The organism is Variovorax sp. J22P240, from assembly GCF_030316855.1.
Lineage (GTDB): Bacteria > Pseudomonadota > Gammaproteobacteria > Burkholderiales > Burkholderiaceae_C > Variovorax.
The window spans coordinates 106,614-121,462 of sequence record NZ_JASZYR010000012.1; the positions used below are offsets into that span (position 1 = coordinate 106,614).

Here is a 14,849-nt window from a genome sequence, read left to right on the forward strand (position 1 = left end):
CACGTGGCGAACGCGTTCCGTCCACCCGATCTACCTGAACGTGAAAGGAAACGTGAAATGAAAGCGACCCACTACGCACTTCTGGCATTGGCTTCGGCCCTGACGTTCACCGTGCCGGCGCTGGCGCAGCCCAACACACCTTCAGCCAATCCCAAGGTGCTGGACGTCCGAGAGATCATGAAGGAGATCCAGATCTCCGCACTGGTCACGGCGATCGACCCGAAGAACCGCATCGTGACCCTCAAGGGACCAGAGGGGAATGAATTCGCGGTGATGGTCGACGCGAGGGTCAAGAACCTGAACCTGGTCAAGGTCGGCGACATGGTGGACGCCACCTACATCCAGTCCGTGGCGCTCGACTTCCAGAAGGGCGACGGGATCCGTGTGGCGACACAAACGAGCGCCGTCGACCGCGCCCAGGTCGGACAGCTTCCCGGCGGAGCAGCAATGAAGCAGACAACGCTACTGTCGAACATCTGGGCGATCGACCAAGCCAAGGGCACCGTGATGGTCCGGGGTCCGTTCGGTCACTTCACCGAAGTGAAGCTGAAGGATCCGTCGATGCTCAGTGGCGTCAAGGTCGGGGACCAGATGAAGATGACCATCACACAGGCCATTGCCACTTCGGTGGTGAGAAAGGGCTAGTTAGCCTCGTCTTGAAGCCGAGCGGGCCCGTCGGGCCCCGGCTTCACTTGGGGAACATGAACTGCACCTGCACCCGGATCTGCCAATTGGCGCCGTTGTCCGGCTTGACCACGTTGTAGTAAGCCGAGAGCTGCGTGTTCACCGGCAACTTGCCCAGGTGAAAGATCTTGCCGATGCCTCCGCCGAGGGGCACGGTCCATCGCTGGCTGCTGTCGGCCTTCCAGTCGGCGGTGATGATCGGGGCGGTGGTGAGATAGAGCCCCCCCGGGAAGTTGTAGTTGATGAACGGCTGGAGCAGGAAGTTGTTGTACGAGCCGCCCTGCCCGCTGCTGCTCACTGACCAGATGTTGTTGAACAGTGCGCCGTAGACCCACGGGCTGCCGTGGTCGAGGTGCAGCACCACGGCGGACGGGCCCAGGCCCCAGTTCTTGTTCCCCAGTTCTGAATTGCTGTTGGTGGGCAGTTGGATCACCGGGCCCGCGCCCCAGATCCACTTGCCGGGATTCGCCGGCGAAAGGAACGCCGTCACCACCATATCGCCGACGCCACTCGTGCTGTCGATGCCCGGGCCCAGGGATGGCATCGAGATGACCGGCAATATCGTGCGCGTGATGATGTTCCAGTCCTTGTTCACGGAGATCGGGATCACCGGCTGGATGTTGAGGATGTTCTGCGTTCCCTTCTCCGGGCCGTAGTTGAGATTGGTGTTGTTCTGGAAGGGCAAGCTGACCATGTTGCCCACCGGATTCTGTGCAAGCTTCGCGAGCTCTTCGGCGCTCATCTCTGCGCGCGCCGGCAGGCCCGCGAACAGAACCGCGGCCATGCAGGAGATGGCTGCAGCCTTTGCCGGCGTGTTGTAGTCGCTGCGCACGTTGCGCACCGCGCGCGCATCAGTGTTTGTCACATCAACCTCCCCGCACGTGCCCGTGAAAGGTCGAACACCACTTGGTCGTACCACCACAGGCCCTCGAACAGGACGCGCGCGACACGGCGAAGCGCGGGATCCGGCGCGATCTCGCCGATGGAGCGCTTGCCGTCGATCGCGTCGACGAGCGTCTTCTGCTGCGCGGTGATCGGCAGGTACAGGTCGGTGTAGCTGTGGTGCCTGTTGATCAGCACCGCCGCGGCGCCCGGCTGCAGACGTTCCTGGACCATGACCGTGTCCGGCCGACGCAGCGGCACATAGCCCAGCCATGCGTCGCCCGCGAAGTCGACGTGTGCGCGATCCGGTCCGTCGTCTCGGTAAGCCACGAGGCTGTGCCGGACCATCGATCCACGGAACAGCTCGACGGCGGCGTACTGCTGTTCCACCGGGAGCCGGTCCAGAAGCGGATGGTGCGCGGAGGATGCCAGCCCTCCGCATTGCGGCAGGTAAGTCGCCTGTTCCATCCAGCGTCCGAAGGCGAAGCCCCCCGCGCGAAGGAAATCGAGGAGTTGCGGGACCGCGTAGGCCCGATCCTGGGGATGGAGCAGCGCGTCAGCGATCCCCGCTTCGCTCTTGAAGTCGGGCGCGCTGCGCAGCAGCGGCATCAGCGGGTGATCCGGCGGCAGCGCCCGAAGACTCGCGGTGAGTGCCTTGATCTCGTCGGCCGTCGTACCGATGCCGATGCGGCGGCAGTAGTCCTGCAACAGATACACCCCCGCGCGGCCATAGGGTGCATAGACCATCAGGTGCATGGCGCCGCCGGGCTCGAGCACATCGTGCAGCGCTCGCAACCCGGCATCAGGATCCGTCATGTGGTGCAGCACGCCCGTGCAGACGACGTGCTCGAACGTGCGCCCCAGTTCAGCTACGCGCTCCACCGGCAGACGATGGAGTTCGAGGTTGTCGAGTCCATGCTTGCGCCTGAGCGCTTCGGTCTTCTCGATGCTCGTCACGCTGACATCGATGCCCACCACCTTCGCGCGAGGCCAGCGCATCGCGTGCTTGGCGGCTTGCGACGTGCCGCATCCCGCAACCAGGATGCTCCGGTCTTGCCGGTAGGGTTCATCCGGCCAGAACAGGCAGGCCTCGGCGCGACGCCGATCCTCACTCCACGATTTTCGGTAGCTCTCCAGATCGTCGACCGGTGGCGGGTAGGGATGACGTTCGTAAAAGGCGCTCACCTCCTGCGCCACCCGGGCGGCGCCCGAACCGTGTGCTTCGTGGTCTGTCAACATGGCCGCGCGGTGGTCGAGCAAGGCCCTGGACACTGCCCCGCCAGCCTTGCGCACCTCGTCGAGATCAGCCGTTACCGTGACCCGCCACCTGCGCCAGCACCGCGTCCAGATTGAACGATGCGGGCTTCTGGCGCGGCGGGAACTTGGCAAAGTCCGCGATCTGCGCGGCGATCACCGCCTGCATCTGGTACATCTGCGGCACGTGGTCGACCATCCAGTCCAGGTAGGTGTTCGAGTTGTATTCGGCCCGCTCGAACGGGTCGCGACGCAGGTTCAGGATGTACGGCAGCCGAAGCTTCACGAAGGGCTCGGCCCACTGTCTCATCGTGTTGGCGCGTTGCACCGCCAGATGGAACTTGTAGTCGCCAACACGCACCGCGATCACCTCGCCGTCATCACTGAAGTACACGATGGCGTTTCTCGGGCTCTCCTTCGCCGCACCGCTCAGGTAGGGGATCTGGTTGTAGCCGTCGAGGTGGACCTTGAACTTCTTGTCGCCCACCTTGCAGCCATCGAGGAGCTGCTTTGTCACATCCTCATTGCCGGCAGCCGCGAGCAAGGTCGGGAACATGTCGATGTGCGACACGATGCCATTCAACACCGAGCCGGCCTTGATCTTGCCGGGCCAGCGCATGAAGCACGGCACCCGCCAGCCGCCTTCCCAGTTGGAGTCCTTCTGGCCGCGGAACGGGGTGCTCGCGCCATCCGGCCAAGTGTCGTTCTCCGGACCGTTGTCGGTGGAGTACATGACGATGGTGTTGTCGGCGATGCCCAACTCGTCGAGCTTGGCGAGTATCTGGCCGATCTGCTCGTCGTGGACGACCATGCGATCGCTGTAGGGGTCCTGTCCGCTCTTGCCGAGGTTCTTCTCCGCGACGTGGGTGCGGAAGTGCATCGCCGTCGAGTTGTACCAGAGGAAGAAGGGCTGGTCCGCCTTCGCCTGCTTCTCCATCCAGCCGATGGCGGCGTCGGTGATTTCCTCGTCGATGGTCTCCATCCGCTTCTTCGTCAAGGGACCTGTGTCCTTGATGGTCTGTCCGCCCTTGCCGTCGGACAGGCAGTGCAACACGCCGCGCGGGCCGAATTGCTTCTTGAACTCCGGATCCTTGGGATAGTCGGGAAGCTCGGGCTCCTCCTCGGCGTTCAGGTGATAGAGATTGCCGAAGAATTCGTCGAAGCCGTGCACAGTGGGCAGAAATTCGTCGCGGTCGCCCAGGTGGTTCTTGCCGAATTGGCCCGTGGCGTAGCCGAGCGGCTTGAGCAGTTCGGCGATGGTCGGGTCTTCCTTCTGCAGGCCGACCGTGGCGCCGGGCATGCCGACCTTGGTCAGGCCGGTGCGGATCGGGTTCTGGCCGGTGATGAAGCAGGCACGGCCCGCGGTACAACTCTGCTGCGAGTAGTAGTCGGTGAAGGTGACCCCTTCTTCCGCGATGCGGTCGATGTTTGGCGTCCGATAGCCCATCATGCCCCGGCTGTTGTGGCTGATGTTCCAGAAGCCAATGTCATCACCCCAAAGAATCAGGATGTTGGGCTTTTTCGTCGTCGTCATGGTTCTTCCTCAACGTTGGCGAGGTGCCAGGTCACCTCTGAAATGGCCCTGGGGTATGTGGCTCAGGGGTGCGGTCCCCGTCGATGCAGGATGCGATTCACGAGGCTGCGAAACACCAGGTAAGGCAGGACCGCCAGGACCACCGCGACCATCACGGCCTCGCCCGGGTAGAACCAGCGCACCGAGATGAACTGGTAGACGGCATCCATGACGATCGCCACGATGAAAACCTTCCCGATGTGCTGCCAGCCTTCGCGCAGCAGGGCCTTGCGTTGCCCGCGATCCCGCACGAGCGCCGACATGTAGGGCGGCCGCCCGTCTCGCGCGTCCTGCCTGCCGGCCCTGAAAGCGAAGAAGGCGGCGACCGCCGGCTGGAGAATGAAACGGAAAGCCAGCGGCGCGTGCCGGCCGCTCGTGATGTCGTCCCAGATGCGGGTCCAGATATCCAGCATCACGTCAAGCATGGTTGCCTCACAGCAGTTTGAAGGCGATGCCGACGAAGATGAACAGCCCGGCCACAGACATGATCAGCGCCATGACGAGCGAAGGCTGCAGCGTGCGCATCTTCTTGTTCTCTCGCAGGTGCTTGAGCCGCAGCCAGTACTCGATCGTCCCCATCACCATCGCCACGGTGCCCAGGCCGGTGAGGAACAGGCCCACGTCGCGTGGCATCTCGGCCTTGATGGTGTGGGCGGCTTCGTGCTGCAAGCCCTCGATGATCTTGTAGATCGTGAAGCCGAAGCTGATCATGGACAGCGCCGTCCTCACCCAGGCCATGAGCGACCGGTCCGCGGCCATGACGGTCCGGTCGACGGCCAGGTCGGTGTTGAGCTGCGCCAGCTCGCTGGATGTCTTCGGCGGCGGCGCGCCGGTTTCGGGGTTCACGTTCGGAGCCATTGGGGACCGTCTTTCATGTCCGTGCGCCGGTGCGATCAGAACTTGAATCCGACGCCCGCAAACAGGCCGCCGAGTGCAACCTTGCTCAGGAGCCCCTCGTCCCGCTCGAAGCTCAGGTAGCGATAGCCGAACTTGAACGAGATGGTCGGCGAGTACTGGTAGCTGGCGCCGGCGATGGCTTCCCAGCTCGACGTCGAATGTTCCCCCCAACCCGCATCGAGGTAGCCCATCAGCGACCACTTCTCGTTGATGGGCGCGATCACGCGTGCACCGACGATGCCGTTCCACCAGCCCACGGATTCGTGACGTCCCGGCCCCGGCAGGTTCGGCGCGAAATCCACGTCGGTCTTGGCGTTCACGTAGCGCCCGCCCGCCAGGACATCGACCGCGACGGGACCGTCGAAGACCCGATAGAGGCCGGCCAGGGTGTAGATCTGCTGTTCATAGTCGACGTTCAGGCCCACGGGGACGCCGAAGATCCCCTCACGGGACACGCCGAGCTTCACGTACTGCATGTCGAGCAGCGCACCCCAGGGGCCCTTGCGTGCTTCGAGCGTCCCCATCGCGCCGAAATCGAGTGCGCTCAGGACGCTCGTGGAGCTCACTCTGGAGGTGCTTCCGGGCAAGGGACCGAGCCGGAGGTCCGAGGAAATGCCGGGAGCCCAGAGATAGGGAATGAACTCGAACTGCCATGCGTCGGCCGCCGGGATGCCCTGCGCCGCGGCCGAAGAGCACGCGAGAACCACGGCCAGGCCGCCGGCATTCTTCATCAGGGTGCGCGAGTATCTTGACGTGCGCATGGCTTGTCGGCCTCAGGATGTGGTGGTGCGCAGGTGCGAAAGAAAATCATTGGGACTCGTGCGAGTGTGGGATCGAACAGTACGAGTTCAAGGCGCCGGCACGACGCTGTAGTACACGCCGTTGGCGCCGAACGAGGGCCTGAACCAGGAGTTGCCGACCTGGTAGTAGGTGACGCCGGCGCGATCGACATAGACCGCGCCTGTCGGAAGCGCGGCGAAGCTGGCGCCCAGCGGGTAGGCGGGAATCGTGTTGGCCCGAGCCACCGCAGCACCCGCCACCGCGCCTGCCGCCAGGCCGACGGCGGCGCCCGCAGCGACGGCAGCGCCGCAGTCGTAGTAGCAGCCTGGGTGGTAGTACGGCACGGCCACTGGCCGGTAATAAGGCGCGTAGCCTCCGTACCCGTAGGCCGGTGGGTGGTAAGTGGTGAAGCCGCCGGCCGTGGTGTGTACGGCCCCCATGCCGTAGGCGCCCGTGGTGGTTCCCCCGTAGCGGTTGGTGTGACTGGTTCCGCCGTACCAACTGTGCGTGGTGCTTCCGCCGAACGCGTTGTCGTGGGTGAATCCGCCGAAGCCGCCCGCCGTGCGGCCGCCCCAGGCATTCGCCCGCGCCCAGGCCGAGGCGGACGTGTGGAATCCCGTGGTCAGAAGTACCGCGGCGAGCAAAGGAAGGATGGGTTTCATCGGTTTCATTTCGACAGTCCTCGCGCATGCCTCATGGCGCATTTCTCGGCTTGCCACTCCTTGCCTTGCCGGTGGCGGGGGGCACCCGCGGCGCAGCGAACGGGATCCTTCTCGCGTTGGCCGCGTTGACCGATGCGAAAGCCTCCGCGGCCACGACGGGGTCGAGCTTCCAGTTCGACAGATCCACCTGGTGGCGCAACAGAAGCGGGTCGCCGCGGTAGGTCGCACGCAGCCTGCGCGGCAGCTTGTCCTCGGCACCGATCCAGATCTGCATGAACAGTTCGTCGCTGACCACCGCGACCACGTCGGTCGTCGTTCCGCCGACCGAGGTGGACGGGCCGACGTAAAAGGCCTTCGTCAGGCCCTCCGCGATGTTCCTGAACGGGTCGGCACCCAACAAATCGGCGAAGGGAAAATAGATCGCGGCGTCCTTGAACGCCATTTCAAGCATGGCATCGATGGTGGGCGGCGCGGGCGCCACCGCAACAAGGTTCTCGGAGGGTGCGAAGGCGGTGAGCGTCTTGCCGTCGAAGAAATACTCCGAAGCCCCGCCGTCGCCGCTCGTGATCACGCGCAGCTTGTTCGGCCGCTGCATCAGGACTTCGGAGGTCGTCGTGAAGGCCAACGGCGGCCCGACGGTGGAGGGGCTTTCATACGTCGCGACGGCCGTGAAAGCCATCGACGACGATGCGGTGAGGGCGCCGCTCATCGCTCGCAGCAATTCCATCACCTTGGCTTCCAACTGCGGTGCAGCGCTGGCTGCCTTGCTCTTGGGCGCGGAAGCCTTGGCTGGGGTGGCCTGGGCATGCGCCCCGATCACGAATGTCACGCTCGCGGCAAACAGCAACGCCTGGGCGAGGAGCTGAAATCTACACTTCACTGAGATCTCCTTCAGCGGCTCCTCGCCGCCTCGTTGCTACCGACGGAATCCGATGAATGCGGGACCGCCCCAGCCGCCCCAGCCGCCCCAGTCCATGGCATCCATCTCGTTCATCTGGGCCGCCTCGAGGTTGTTGTTGCTCAATTGCTTGGCAACGCGCATCCGCTGGTAGTCCTGGTATTGCGGCGGACCGCCCACGTAGGCCAGGTTGTTCATCGAGTCGGGCAGGACGTAGTAGGTGGAGCCCTGGTATTTGACGGGGCTGACCTTGTCCTTCGGAAGCTTGGCGAGGATTGCCTGCTGCCCCGGGTTCTTGGGCGTGATGACCTTGAAGCCGGCAGCAATGGCCAGGTTGTCGTTGTTGAGCGTGTCGGTGGTGGCGCAGCCCGCGGCCAACACGATCAAGGCGACTGCGGCGACTCTATTCCATAGATCAGGCAGGTGCTTCATGGTTGTGTACCGAGTTGTTGGAGCCATGGATCCAGTGCCGTGCATGAACCGGCCCGATGCGTCGCCGGTCCGTGTCTGGCGGCACGAACCGGGCTTCGGCCTGGCTTACTTGGCGCCGGGCATGTCCGGTGTGCCGCCCTGCTTCGATTGCTTCCTGTTGGGATGCTTGTCGTCCCGCGTCTCTACACGTGCCTGACCGGCGGCGGCGGCCTTGCCGGTCCCGATGGCATCGTTCTCGGGCGACTTCGCCCAGTCGCCGGTCGGCTTCTTCACCTTGTCCTGCGGGCGTGCATTGGCCTTGTCTTGCGCGCGCTGCTGCGGCTTGCTGTTGGTGATCATCTGTTCCTGCGACGTCGTACCCGGCGGGTTTTGCGCGTAGGCGCCGGCGGCGAACAGGCCGGCGATCATGGCTGCGAGAAGTCTGGTCATTGCGTTTCCCCAAGGTGAACAGATTGAAGGGCCTCTCTGCCATGAAAGTGTCTTCCAGGGCATCGGGACGCTGCCTTGCGCCAGTTCCGTACTTGCGCGATGGCTTGGCGCAATCATTGTGGAAGCGGCTCTTCGGCAAATCCAGCCGGGCTGCCACGTACCCCCACGTACGTGGTCGGCTGCGCCGGACCCGGCTAGTCGGGCGATCGCTCGGAATGAAGCCGCATCAACTCCGTGATCGAACTCACGCCCAGCTTCTCGAGCAGCCGGCTTCGGTGCTGCTCCACGGTGCGATAGCTGATGTCCAGGTCCTTGGCAATGACCTTGCTCGGCAAGCCCTTGAGCGCCAGTTGCATCACTTCGCGCTCGCGCAGCGTCAACGCAGCGATCTCCTTGTCTAGGCGCTTGCCCCCCTCGGTGGCCGGGCGATTGCGCATGGTCGCGTCGCGGCGCAAGGCCTCGTCGATGGCATCCAGCAGCTGCTGTTCCCGGTAAGGCTTCTGGACGAAATCGACAGCCCCGTCCTTGACGGCCTTGACCGCCATCGCGATGTCGCCGTGGCCGCTGATGAAGACGATGGGAATGCGCGCGCCCATCGCCGCGAGACGCTCCTGCAGCGCCAGGCCGCTCATCCGCGCCATGCGCACGTCCAGCACCAGGCAACCGGGGCGCGTCGCGTCGAAAGTGGCCAGAAAGTCGACCGCCGAGCAGTACGCCTCGGTCGCGAGGCCAACGGAACTCACCAACTCCCGGACGGAGTCGCGATAGGCCTCGTCGTCATCGATGATGAATACGGTCGGCTCTGCCATCGTGTCAGTCTACCGAAGTAGCGGTCGGGAGTGTGAAACTGAATATCGCGCCACCGCCGTCGCGATGCGACGCCCACAGCTTGCCTCCGTGCGCCTCGATCAGCTTGCGGCAGATCGCCAGTCCGACGCCCAGGCCATCGGACTTGGTCGAATAGAACGACTCGAAAATCCGCTCCAGGTCGCCTTCAGCGATACCGGTGCCGCGATCCGAGACTTCGACCACGACCTCTTCGTGATCCTTCACGCGGAGGGTGACGGTGATCTCGCGGGCGCCACCCGGTGGCGCGCCCTCGATCGCCTGCATTGCATTTCGCAACAGGTTCAGGATGACCTGCTGCAAATGGATCTCGTCGACCACCACCGCCGGGAAGGAGTCTTCCGGCGCCAGTCTGATGTGGATGTCGCGCAGCTCGCAATCCATCTTCACCATGCCCACGCACTCGGCCACCGCGCGCTCGATGTCGATCAGCTTCGGCTCCAGCTCATGCCGCTGAACCATGCCGCGCATGCGTGTCACCACGTCGCCCGCCCGCGTGGCTTGCCCGATCACCTTGTCGAGCAGGTCGACCAGGCGGGACATGTCGGGCACGGCTTCGGCGGCCCGCCGACGCGCAGCCAGCGCGTAGTTCTCGATCGCGCCGAGCGGCTGGGTGATCTCGTGCGCCAGCGCCACGGACATCTCGCCCGCCGTGTGAACACGCACGAGGTGCGCCAGCCGCTCACGCCAGTGCGCGGCCTCGACCTCGGCCGCCAGCTTGCGGCGCTCCGCGGCCTCGCGCGCATGCAGATTGGCGAACACTTCGGCAAGCAGGCTCACACCGGGCGTCACCGCCGCGGGCCATTCGTGTTCCCGCTCGATGCTCGCCAGGGTGAGTGCCCCAGCGTTGCTGCCCTGCACCGTGATAGGCACCGCGAGGAGGGAACGCACGCCGATCTGTCGCAGCGTGGCAGCGTCGGCCTGTGCCTCCGGCGGAAGATCCGCGAGGTGACTGATTCGCACGACGCTGCCGCGCTCGACCAATCCATAGATCCAAGGCAAATCGACGGACTTGCCTTCCGCAGCCGGTCCGGAAAAGCCGTCCGCGTTCCACTGCTGCGTCACACCGAAGGGCACGCCGACCCCGCTGTGCCAGAGCGCCACCCGCTCGGCGCCCACGAACTCGCCGATCTGCCGTAGACCCATCGCGATCGCCCGATTCTCTTCGCCGGGCCTCGACAGGACGAGCGACGCGAGAATGTTGCTCGCGAGCCGCTCGAAGCCGACCGCCAGATCGAGTTCTTCCTGCGCGCGCTTGCGTGCCAGGGCACTGCCGAAAATCTCCGCCAGCAGACGCATGCGAGCGACAAGATCGTCCGGCCAACTGCGCTCGCTGCGGACGCAGCCGAAGTTGAGACTGCCGTGCAATTGCCCTGCGACGACGATGGGCATCATGACGTGGGACTTCAGTCCGATCTTGCGCCAGTTCTCCTTGTCGAGGCTCGCCTCCGGCGGAAGCTCATCCAGACTGGCAAAAACGATCGGTTCGTTGGCAGTCGCTTTCGCGAGGGCCCACGGATTCGAATCCCGCGCGGGGAGCAGTCGTTTGGGCACTGGATCCACCCCCTCTACGGCGAAAGAGTGGGTGACCTCGGCGCGGCCAGTCAGGGGGAAGACACGGCTCAGCGTGGAACGATCGATGCCCAACGCCGACACGATCCGTGCGAGGCCCTGCTCGATGGCGTGATCGATGTCCTGAATAGGAATGGCGATGAATGCGGCCGACAGATCCGACAGCAGGCGCTCGAAGCTCAGCATTTCCTGGAGCGAAGCGTGCGCCGTGACCGAAGCGATCTGCTCCGTCATCGCCCTTCGGAACGGATAATCCGGCCTGTCCTCGTGCATGACTTCAGAAGAAGAGGTTGTATGCGTCTTCGAGGGCGGCTCGGCAAGGAACGTCGCGCTGTACCTGGCCGAGCGAATGAGAGAGCCGCTCAAGCGGCCGGTGTTCGTAGAGGAAAGGCCAGGGGCGGGAGGGCGCGTTGGCGCACTGGCTCTGAAAAACGCGGCACCCGACGGGGCGACCGTGGCAATGCTTCCCATCGCAGTGCCGGTGCTGGCGCCGATGACCTTCAGGGACGTGCAATACGACGCGATGCATGACTTTTCCCCCATTTCGCAGATCGCCAGTTATCGCTTTGCGTTTGCGGTTGCTGCGAACCACCCCGCGCAGTCGTTTCCTGACTTTGTCGCCTGGCTGAAATCCCACCCGTCGCAAGCATTCTATGGATCGCCTGCGGCTGGAAGTCTCCCTCATTTCCTGGGCGTACTCATTTCCAAGGCGATCGGCATCGACATGACTCAGGTGGCTTACAGGGGATTCGCCCCGATGTCGATCGACCTCATCGGCGGCACGGTTCCCGCCGGCATCTCGTCGATCTCGGACTTGATCGACATGCACCGCGCAGGCCGGCTCAGAATTCTCGCGACGTCGGGCTCGCAGCGCGAGTCTCAATTGCCCGACGTGCCGACCCGCGCCGACTAGATCTGCCCGATCCTCAGTCCACGTACGTGGACTAAGTAGCCGCCGGGATAGTCCGCCCGAAGCGCGAGTTTCAGAATGCCGAGCACCGGACCCCGCGCGCGACCGTCATCTGGCTAGGTTCGGCCGTGATGCCCTACGACCTGTTCCTGATCCTCGAGCTGGTCGGAGCCGAAGGAGTCCCTATGCCAAGTCGCAGTCATTCCGCAGCGGCCATCGCTGCCTTTTGTGCCATTGCCAGTGGTTGCGCCAACTACCAGCCGCCGGCGGCGTTTGCCGGCTTCTCGTCGCCACTGGTGGCGCGCAACAGTTGCGTCGACTCCGTCTCCCGCGAGTTCAAGGTGCCAAAGGAAAACGTGAAGCCGATCAACGACGCGAGCACCATGATCGATGGCATCTATGTCGTCAGTCTCAGCATTGGCGCGGGACAGCCGTTGATCAACTGCACCGTGAACGAGAACGGCAACGTGTCGGACGTGATTCGGGCGCGCTGAAGTTCTCATGTCCCTTCTTGTCCTGGGTCTCATTCTGTTTCTTGGCATTCACTCGGTATCCATCGTCGCACCTGCCTGGCGAGATGCCCAGGTCGCACGCCTCGGCGAGAGAGTGTGGAAAGGCATGTACGCCCTTGCCTCATTGGTCGGTCTGATGCTGCTCATCTATGGCTACGGCCTGGCCCGACAAACGCCCGTCGTGCTGTACACGCCGCCACCGGCGATGCGCCATGTCGCACTCCTGCTGATGCTGCCCGTGTTTCCGCTGCTGTTCGCAGCCTATCTGCCCGGACGCATCCAACGAACGGCCAGGCATCCGATGCTGCTTGCGGTCAAGCTGTGGGCAGCATCGCATTTGTTGGCCAACGGTACGCTTGCCGACGTGCTCCTGTTCGGCGGCTTTCTCATCTGGGCGGTGGCTGACCGCATTTCGGTCAAGCACCGCGCCGTGCAGCACAAGGTGCCGGGCGCTCCGCCCGGCGCCCTCAACGACCTGATCGCTCTCGCCGTGGGGCTGACCGCGTATGTCGTCTTCATCTTCTGGGGGCATGCCTGGTTGGTCGGCGTATCGCCGATGGCCTTCTGATTCCTCCCGGGCTACTGCCTGGTTGGCATTGGATAGGCCTGTTGAATCAGATTGCGCAGGGTGTCCAAGACGCCTCGCCGACCACCGCGGCGCCAGACCAGGTGAAGTTCGACATCGAAGCTGTCGGCATCCCGCAGCGATCTGAATTCCACCCCGGCGTAGCGCAGTCTTTGCGCAGAACGGGGCACGAGCGCCACCCCAACTCCCGCATCCACGAGCGAAAGTATCGAGTGCGTGTGACTCAGGGTCTGAACCGTTTCCGGTGCGACACCCTCGGCTCGCAAGCGTCCTGCGACCAACTCGTAGAGGTAGCGCGACTCCGAGGGGCAGAACTCGATGAAAGCTTCCCCTTCCAGCGCGGACAACGGTATGGAGGCTTGATCGGCCAGCCGGTGTTCGGCCGGCATCGCGAGCACGAAGGGTTCGCGAAAGATCGCGACCGATTCGGTAAAGCTGCGCGGGGCGAACGGCCGCACGATGCCCAGTTCGATGCGATCAGTGCCGATCGCCTCGACCTGTTCGACAGTCTGCATCTCGCGGAGCACGACCTGCACGTCCGGCAGTTGCGCATGAACCGCAGCCAGCAACTGCGGAAGCAGGGTGAAGCTTGCAGCAGGAATGAAGCCCATCGTGACGCTCCCGGCATCGGCACGCATGGCGCGGCGCGCGGCCAGCGTGGCCGCCTGACTGCGGCGCAGGATGTCCTCTGCCTCGTGCAGGAACACGGCGCCTGCCGGTGTCAGGCGCACGTTCCCACCGGAACGCTCGAGCAAGCGAACTCCCACTTCGTGCTCCAGCAGCTGGATCTGCCGCGTGAGGGGCGGCTGGGTCATGTTCAGGGACGCCGCGGCACGGCCGAAATGCAGTTCGGTGGCCACGGCCACAAAACAGCGGAGTTGGGTGAGCTGGAACACGATTCAATTCTTGGATTGCAGGATCCGGTATATGGATTGGACGCCTTTCGAGGCGCCTTCTAGAGTAGCCGCTTCCTCGACCTTCATTCGCTGACAACAAGATGAGTTCTTTCCATGGCACCGAGTTGCGCGCGGCACTCAACGGCATCTCGGGCATCCTCGTGTCGCCCTTCGACGCAAACGACAACGTGTCGGTGGCGCCACTCAAGACGGTGGTGGATCGCGCGCTCAAGGCGGGGGTCCACGTGCTGGTGGCCAATGGCAACACGAGTGAGTTCTACGGCCTGCAGGCTCAGGAGGCCGAGCTGCTGGTGAATGCGGCGGCCGAGTACGTCGCCGGACGCGCGCCCCTACTGGCCGGCGTGGGCCGCAGCGTCCACGAAGCCTGTGCACTGGCGCGCGCCTCGCGCAAGGCCGGCGCCGACGCCTTGATGGTCCATCAGCCGCCCGATCCCTTCGTGGCGCCGCGGGGCGTGGTGACATACCTCCGGAAGATTGCCGAGGCCGCCGATGGGCTGCCCATGGTGCTCTATCTCCGGAACGACAACATCGGCCTCGCCGCCATCGAAGAGCTGTGTCGCATTCCGGAGATCATCGGCGTGAAGTGGGCGTCACCGACGCCACTGGTGCTCGCCGAAGCCATGCGTCGCACCGCCGACCGGGGACTGGCCTGGGTTGGCGGTCTCGCCGAAGTCTGGGCGCCACCCTTCTATGCGGTGGGCGCTCGCGGCTTCACGTCGGGCCTCATCAACGTGTTGCCGGAGCGCTCGGTGGCCATCTACGACGCACTGGAGGCAGCCGGCTACGCGCAGGCCATGCGGCTGATCGGCGAGATGTTGCCGTTCGAAGACCTTCGCGCCCAGGAAAACAACGGGACCAACGTGACCGTGGTGAAAACTGCGCTGCAGATGATGGGCAACGATTGCGGCGCGACGCGAGCGCCCTCTGCCTGGCCTTTGACCGACGGCCAGCATCAGCAGCTCCACGCGCTGATGTCGAAGTGGAATTTGCTCCACTGACCTCGCGCCGTCACCGA

18 protein-coding genes are annotated in these 14,849 nt (G+C 64.3%); 5 read left to right on the forward strand and 13 right to left on the reverse strand.

Annotated elements, in window-relative coordinates:
* Positions 1–57: 57 nt before the first annotated feature.
* Positions 58–645: a hypothetical protein gene (locus QTI24_RS23775; protein WP_286603795.1), complete on the forward strand. Its 588-nt coding sequence runs from the start codon at positions 58–60 to the stop codon at positions 643–645.
* Between the two features lie 43 nt (positions 646–688).
* Here QTI24_RS23775 and QTI24_RS23780 read toward each other — a convergent pair whose 3' ends face one another.
* The 12 genes from QTI24_RS23780 to QTI24_RS23835 all read right to left on the reverse strand — a co-directional run bounded on the left by QTI24_RS23780 (position 689) and on the right by QTI24_RS23835 (position 11,143).
* On the reverse strand, positions 689–1,549 hold the full coding sequence (locus QTI24_RS23780; protein ID WP_286603796.1) for a transporter: 861 nt from the start codon (positions 1,547–1,549) through the stop codon (positions 689–691).
* Positions 1,546–2,805, reverse strand: a complete 1,260-nt coding sequence (locus QTI24_RS23785) for a class I SAM-dependent methyltransferase (protein ID WP_286603797.1) — start codon at positions 2,803–2,805, stop codon at positions 1,546–1,548. The genes QTI24_RS23780 and QTI24_RS23785 overlap by 4 nt, the downstream gene beginning before the upstream one ends.
* Before the next feature lie 64 nt (positions 2,806–2,869).
* Complete coding sequence (locus QTI24_RS23790) at positions 2,870–4,354, reverse strand: arylsulfatase (RefSeq protein ID WP_286603799.1); 1,485 nt, start codon at positions 4,352–4,354, stop codon at positions 2,870–2,872.
* Between the two features lie 62 nt (positions 4,355–4,416).
* On the reverse strand, positions 4,417–4,818 hold the full coding sequence (locus QTI24_RS23795) for a hypothetical protein (RefSeq protein ID WP_286603800.1): 402 nt from the start codon (positions 4,816–4,818) through the stop codon (positions 4,417–4,419).
* Between the two features lie 7 nt (positions 4,819–4,825).
* The gene (locus QTI24_RS23800) at positions 4,826–5,251 is read right to left on the reverse strand and encodes a YidH family protein (RefSeq protein ID WP_286603801.1); all 426 of its coding nucleotides are present in this window, start codon (positions 5,249–5,251) and stop codon (positions 4,826–4,828) included.
* Between the two features lie 35 nt (positions 5,252–5,286).
* Entirely contained in the window at positions 5,287–6,051 is a 765-nt protein-coding gene (locus tag QTI24_RS23805; RefSeq protein WP_286603802.1) for a YfaZ family protein, read from the reverse strand.
* Positions 6,052–6,138: 87 nt separating this feature from the next.
* Positions 6,139–6,732, reverse strand: a complete 594-nt coding sequence (locus QTI24_RS23810) for a hypothetical protein (RefSeq protein WP_286603803.1) — start codon at positions 6,730–6,732, stop codon at positions 6,139–6,141.
* Between the two features lie 31 nt (positions 6,733–6,763).
* Complete coding sequence (locus QTI24_RS23815; protein ID WP_286603804.1) at positions 6,764–7,612, reverse strand: DUF2092 domain-containing protein; 849 nt, start codon at positions 7,610–7,612, stop codon at positions 6,764–6,766.
* Positions 7,613–7,648: 36 nt separating this feature from the next.
* The gene (locus QTI24_RS23820; RefSeq protein ID WP_286603805.1) at positions 7,649–8,062 is read right to left on the reverse strand and encodes a hypothetical protein; all 414 of its coding nucleotides are present in this window, start codon (positions 8,060–8,062) and stop codon (positions 7,649–7,651) included.
* Positions 8,063–8,167: 105 nt separating this feature from the next.
* Positions 8,168–8,491 (reverse strand): cell envelope biogenesis protein TolA, encoded by a 324-nt coding sequence (locus QTI24_RS23825; RefSeq protein ID WP_286603806.1) that lies wholly within the window; start codon positions 8,489–8,491, stop codon positions 8,168–8,170.
* Positions 8,492–8,685: 194 nt separating this feature from the next.
* On the reverse strand, positions 8,686–9,300 hold the full coding sequence (locus QTI24_RS23830) for a response regulator transcription factor (RefSeq protein ID WP_286603807.1): 615 nt from the start codon (positions 9,298–9,300) through the stop codon (positions 8,686–8,688).
* Positions 9,301–9,304: 4 nt separating this feature from the next.
* Positions 9,305–11,143, reverse strand: coding sequence for a GAF domain-containing sensor histidine kinase (locus tag QTI24_RS23835; RefSeq protein WP_286603809.1), 1,839 nt, complete (start codon positions 11,141–11,143; stop codon positions 9,305–9,307).
* 37 nt (positions 11,144–11,180) lie between these two features.
* On the opposite strand from QTI24_RS23835, the gene QTI24_RS23840 reads away from it, so the two are divergent.
* The 3 genes from QTI24_RS23840 to QTI24_RS23850 all read left to right on the forward strand — a co-directional run bounded on the left by QTI24_RS23840 (position 11,181) and on the right by QTI24_RS23850 (position 12,899).
* Positions 11,181–11,822, forward strand: a complete 642-nt coding sequence (locus tag QTI24_RS23840) for a tripartite tricarboxylate transporter substrate-binding protein (RefSeq protein WP_286603810.1) — start codon at positions 11,181–11,183, stop codon at positions 11,820–11,822.
* A gap of 182 nt (positions 11,823–12,004) precedes the next feature.
* Positions 12,005–12,313, forward strand: coding sequence for a hypothetical protein (locus tag QTI24_RS23845; protein WP_286603812.1), 309 nt, complete (start codon positions 12,005–12,007; stop codon positions 12,311–12,313).
* A gap of 7 nt (positions 12,314–12,320) precedes the next feature.
* Positions 12,321–12,899 (forward strand): NnrU family protein, encoded by a 579-nt coding sequence (locus QTI24_RS23850; RefSeq protein WP_286603813.1) that lies wholly within the window; start codon positions 12,321–12,323, stop codon positions 12,897–12,899.
* Between the two features lie 11 nt (positions 12,900–12,910).
* On the opposite strand, the gene QTI24_RS23855 is transcribed toward QTI24_RS23850, so the two are convergent.
* Positions 12,911–13,813 carry a LysR family transcriptional regulator gene (locus QTI24_RS23855; protein ID WP_286603815.1) on the reverse strand — a complete coding sequence of 301 codons (903 nt, stop codon included), beginning with the start codon at positions 13,811–13,813 and terminating at the stop codon, positions 12,911–12,913.
* 101 nt (positions 13,814–13,914) lie between these two features.
* Here QTI24_RS23855 and QTI24_RS23860 point away from each other — a divergent pair, with 101 nt between their 5' ends.
* Entirely contained in the window at positions 13,915–14,832 is a 918-nt protein-coding gene (locus QTI24_RS23860) for a dihydrodipicolinate synthase family protein (protein WP_286603816.1), read from the forward strand.
* Positions 14,833–14,849: the final 17 nt, after the last annotated feature.

Bases quoted from the DNA above. Each gene is read 5' to 3' on its own strand.
- QTI24_RS23775 (WP_286603795.1), top strand. From the start codon at position 58: ATGAAAGCGACCCACTACGCACTTCTGGCATTGGCTTCGGCCCTGACG.
- QTI24_RS23785 (WP_286603797.1), bottom strand. From the start codon at position 2,805: ATGTTGACAGACCACGAAGCACACGGTTCGGGCGCCGCCCGGGTGGCG.
- QTI24_RS23790 (WP_286603799.1), bottom strand. From the start codon at position 4,354: ATGACGACGACGAAAAAGCCCAACATCCTGATTCTTTGGGGTGATGAC.
- QTI24_RS23795 (WP_286603800.1), bottom strand. From the start codon at position 4,818: ATGCTTGACGTGATGCTGGATATCTGGACCCGCATCTGGGACGACATC.
- QTI24_RS23800 (WP_286603801.1), bottom strand. From the start codon at position 5,251: ATGGCTCCGAACGTGAACCCCGAAACCGGCGCGCCGCCGCCGAAGACA.
- QTI24_RS23805 (WP_286603802.1), bottom strand. From the start codon at position 6,051: ATGCGCACGTCAAGATACTCGCGCACCCTGATGAAGAATGCCGGCGGC.
- QTI24_RS23810 (WP_286603803.1), bottom strand. From the start codon at position 6,732: ATGAAACCCATCCTTCCTTTGCTCGCCGCGGTACTTCTGACCACGGGA.
- QTI24_RS23820 (WP_286603805.1), bottom strand. From the start codon at position 8,062: ATGAAGCACCTGCCTGATCTATGGAATAGAGTCGCCGCAGTCGCCTTG.
- QTI24_RS23825 (WP_286603806.1), bottom strand. From the start codon at position 8,491: ATGACCAGACTTCTCGCAGCCATGATCGCCGGCCTGTTCGCCGCCGGC.
- QTI24_RS23830 (WP_286603807.1), bottom strand. From the start codon at position 9,300: ATGGCAGAGCCGACCGTATTCATCATCGATGACGACGAGGCCTATCGC.
- QTI24_RS23835 (WP_286603809.1), bottom strand. From the start codon at position 11,143: ATGACGGAGCAGATCGCTTCGGTCACGGCGCACGCTTCGCTCCAGGAA.
- QTI24_RS23840 (WP_286603810.1), top strand. From the start codon at position 11,181: ATGACTTCAGAAGAAGAGGTTGTATGCGTCTTCGAGGGCGGCTCGGCA.
- QTI24_RS23845 (WP_286603812.1), top strand. From the start codon at position 12,005: ATGCCAAGTCGCAGTCATTCCGCAGCGGCCATCGCTGCCTTTTGTGCC.
- QTI24_RS23850 (WP_286603813.1), top strand. From the start codon at position 12,321: ATGTCCCTTCTTGTCCTGGGTCTCATTCTGTTTCTTGGCATTCACTCG.
- QTI24_RS23860 (WP_286603816.1), top strand. From the start codon at position 13,915: ATGAGTTCTTTCCATGGCACCGAGTTGCGCGCGGCACTCAACGGCATC.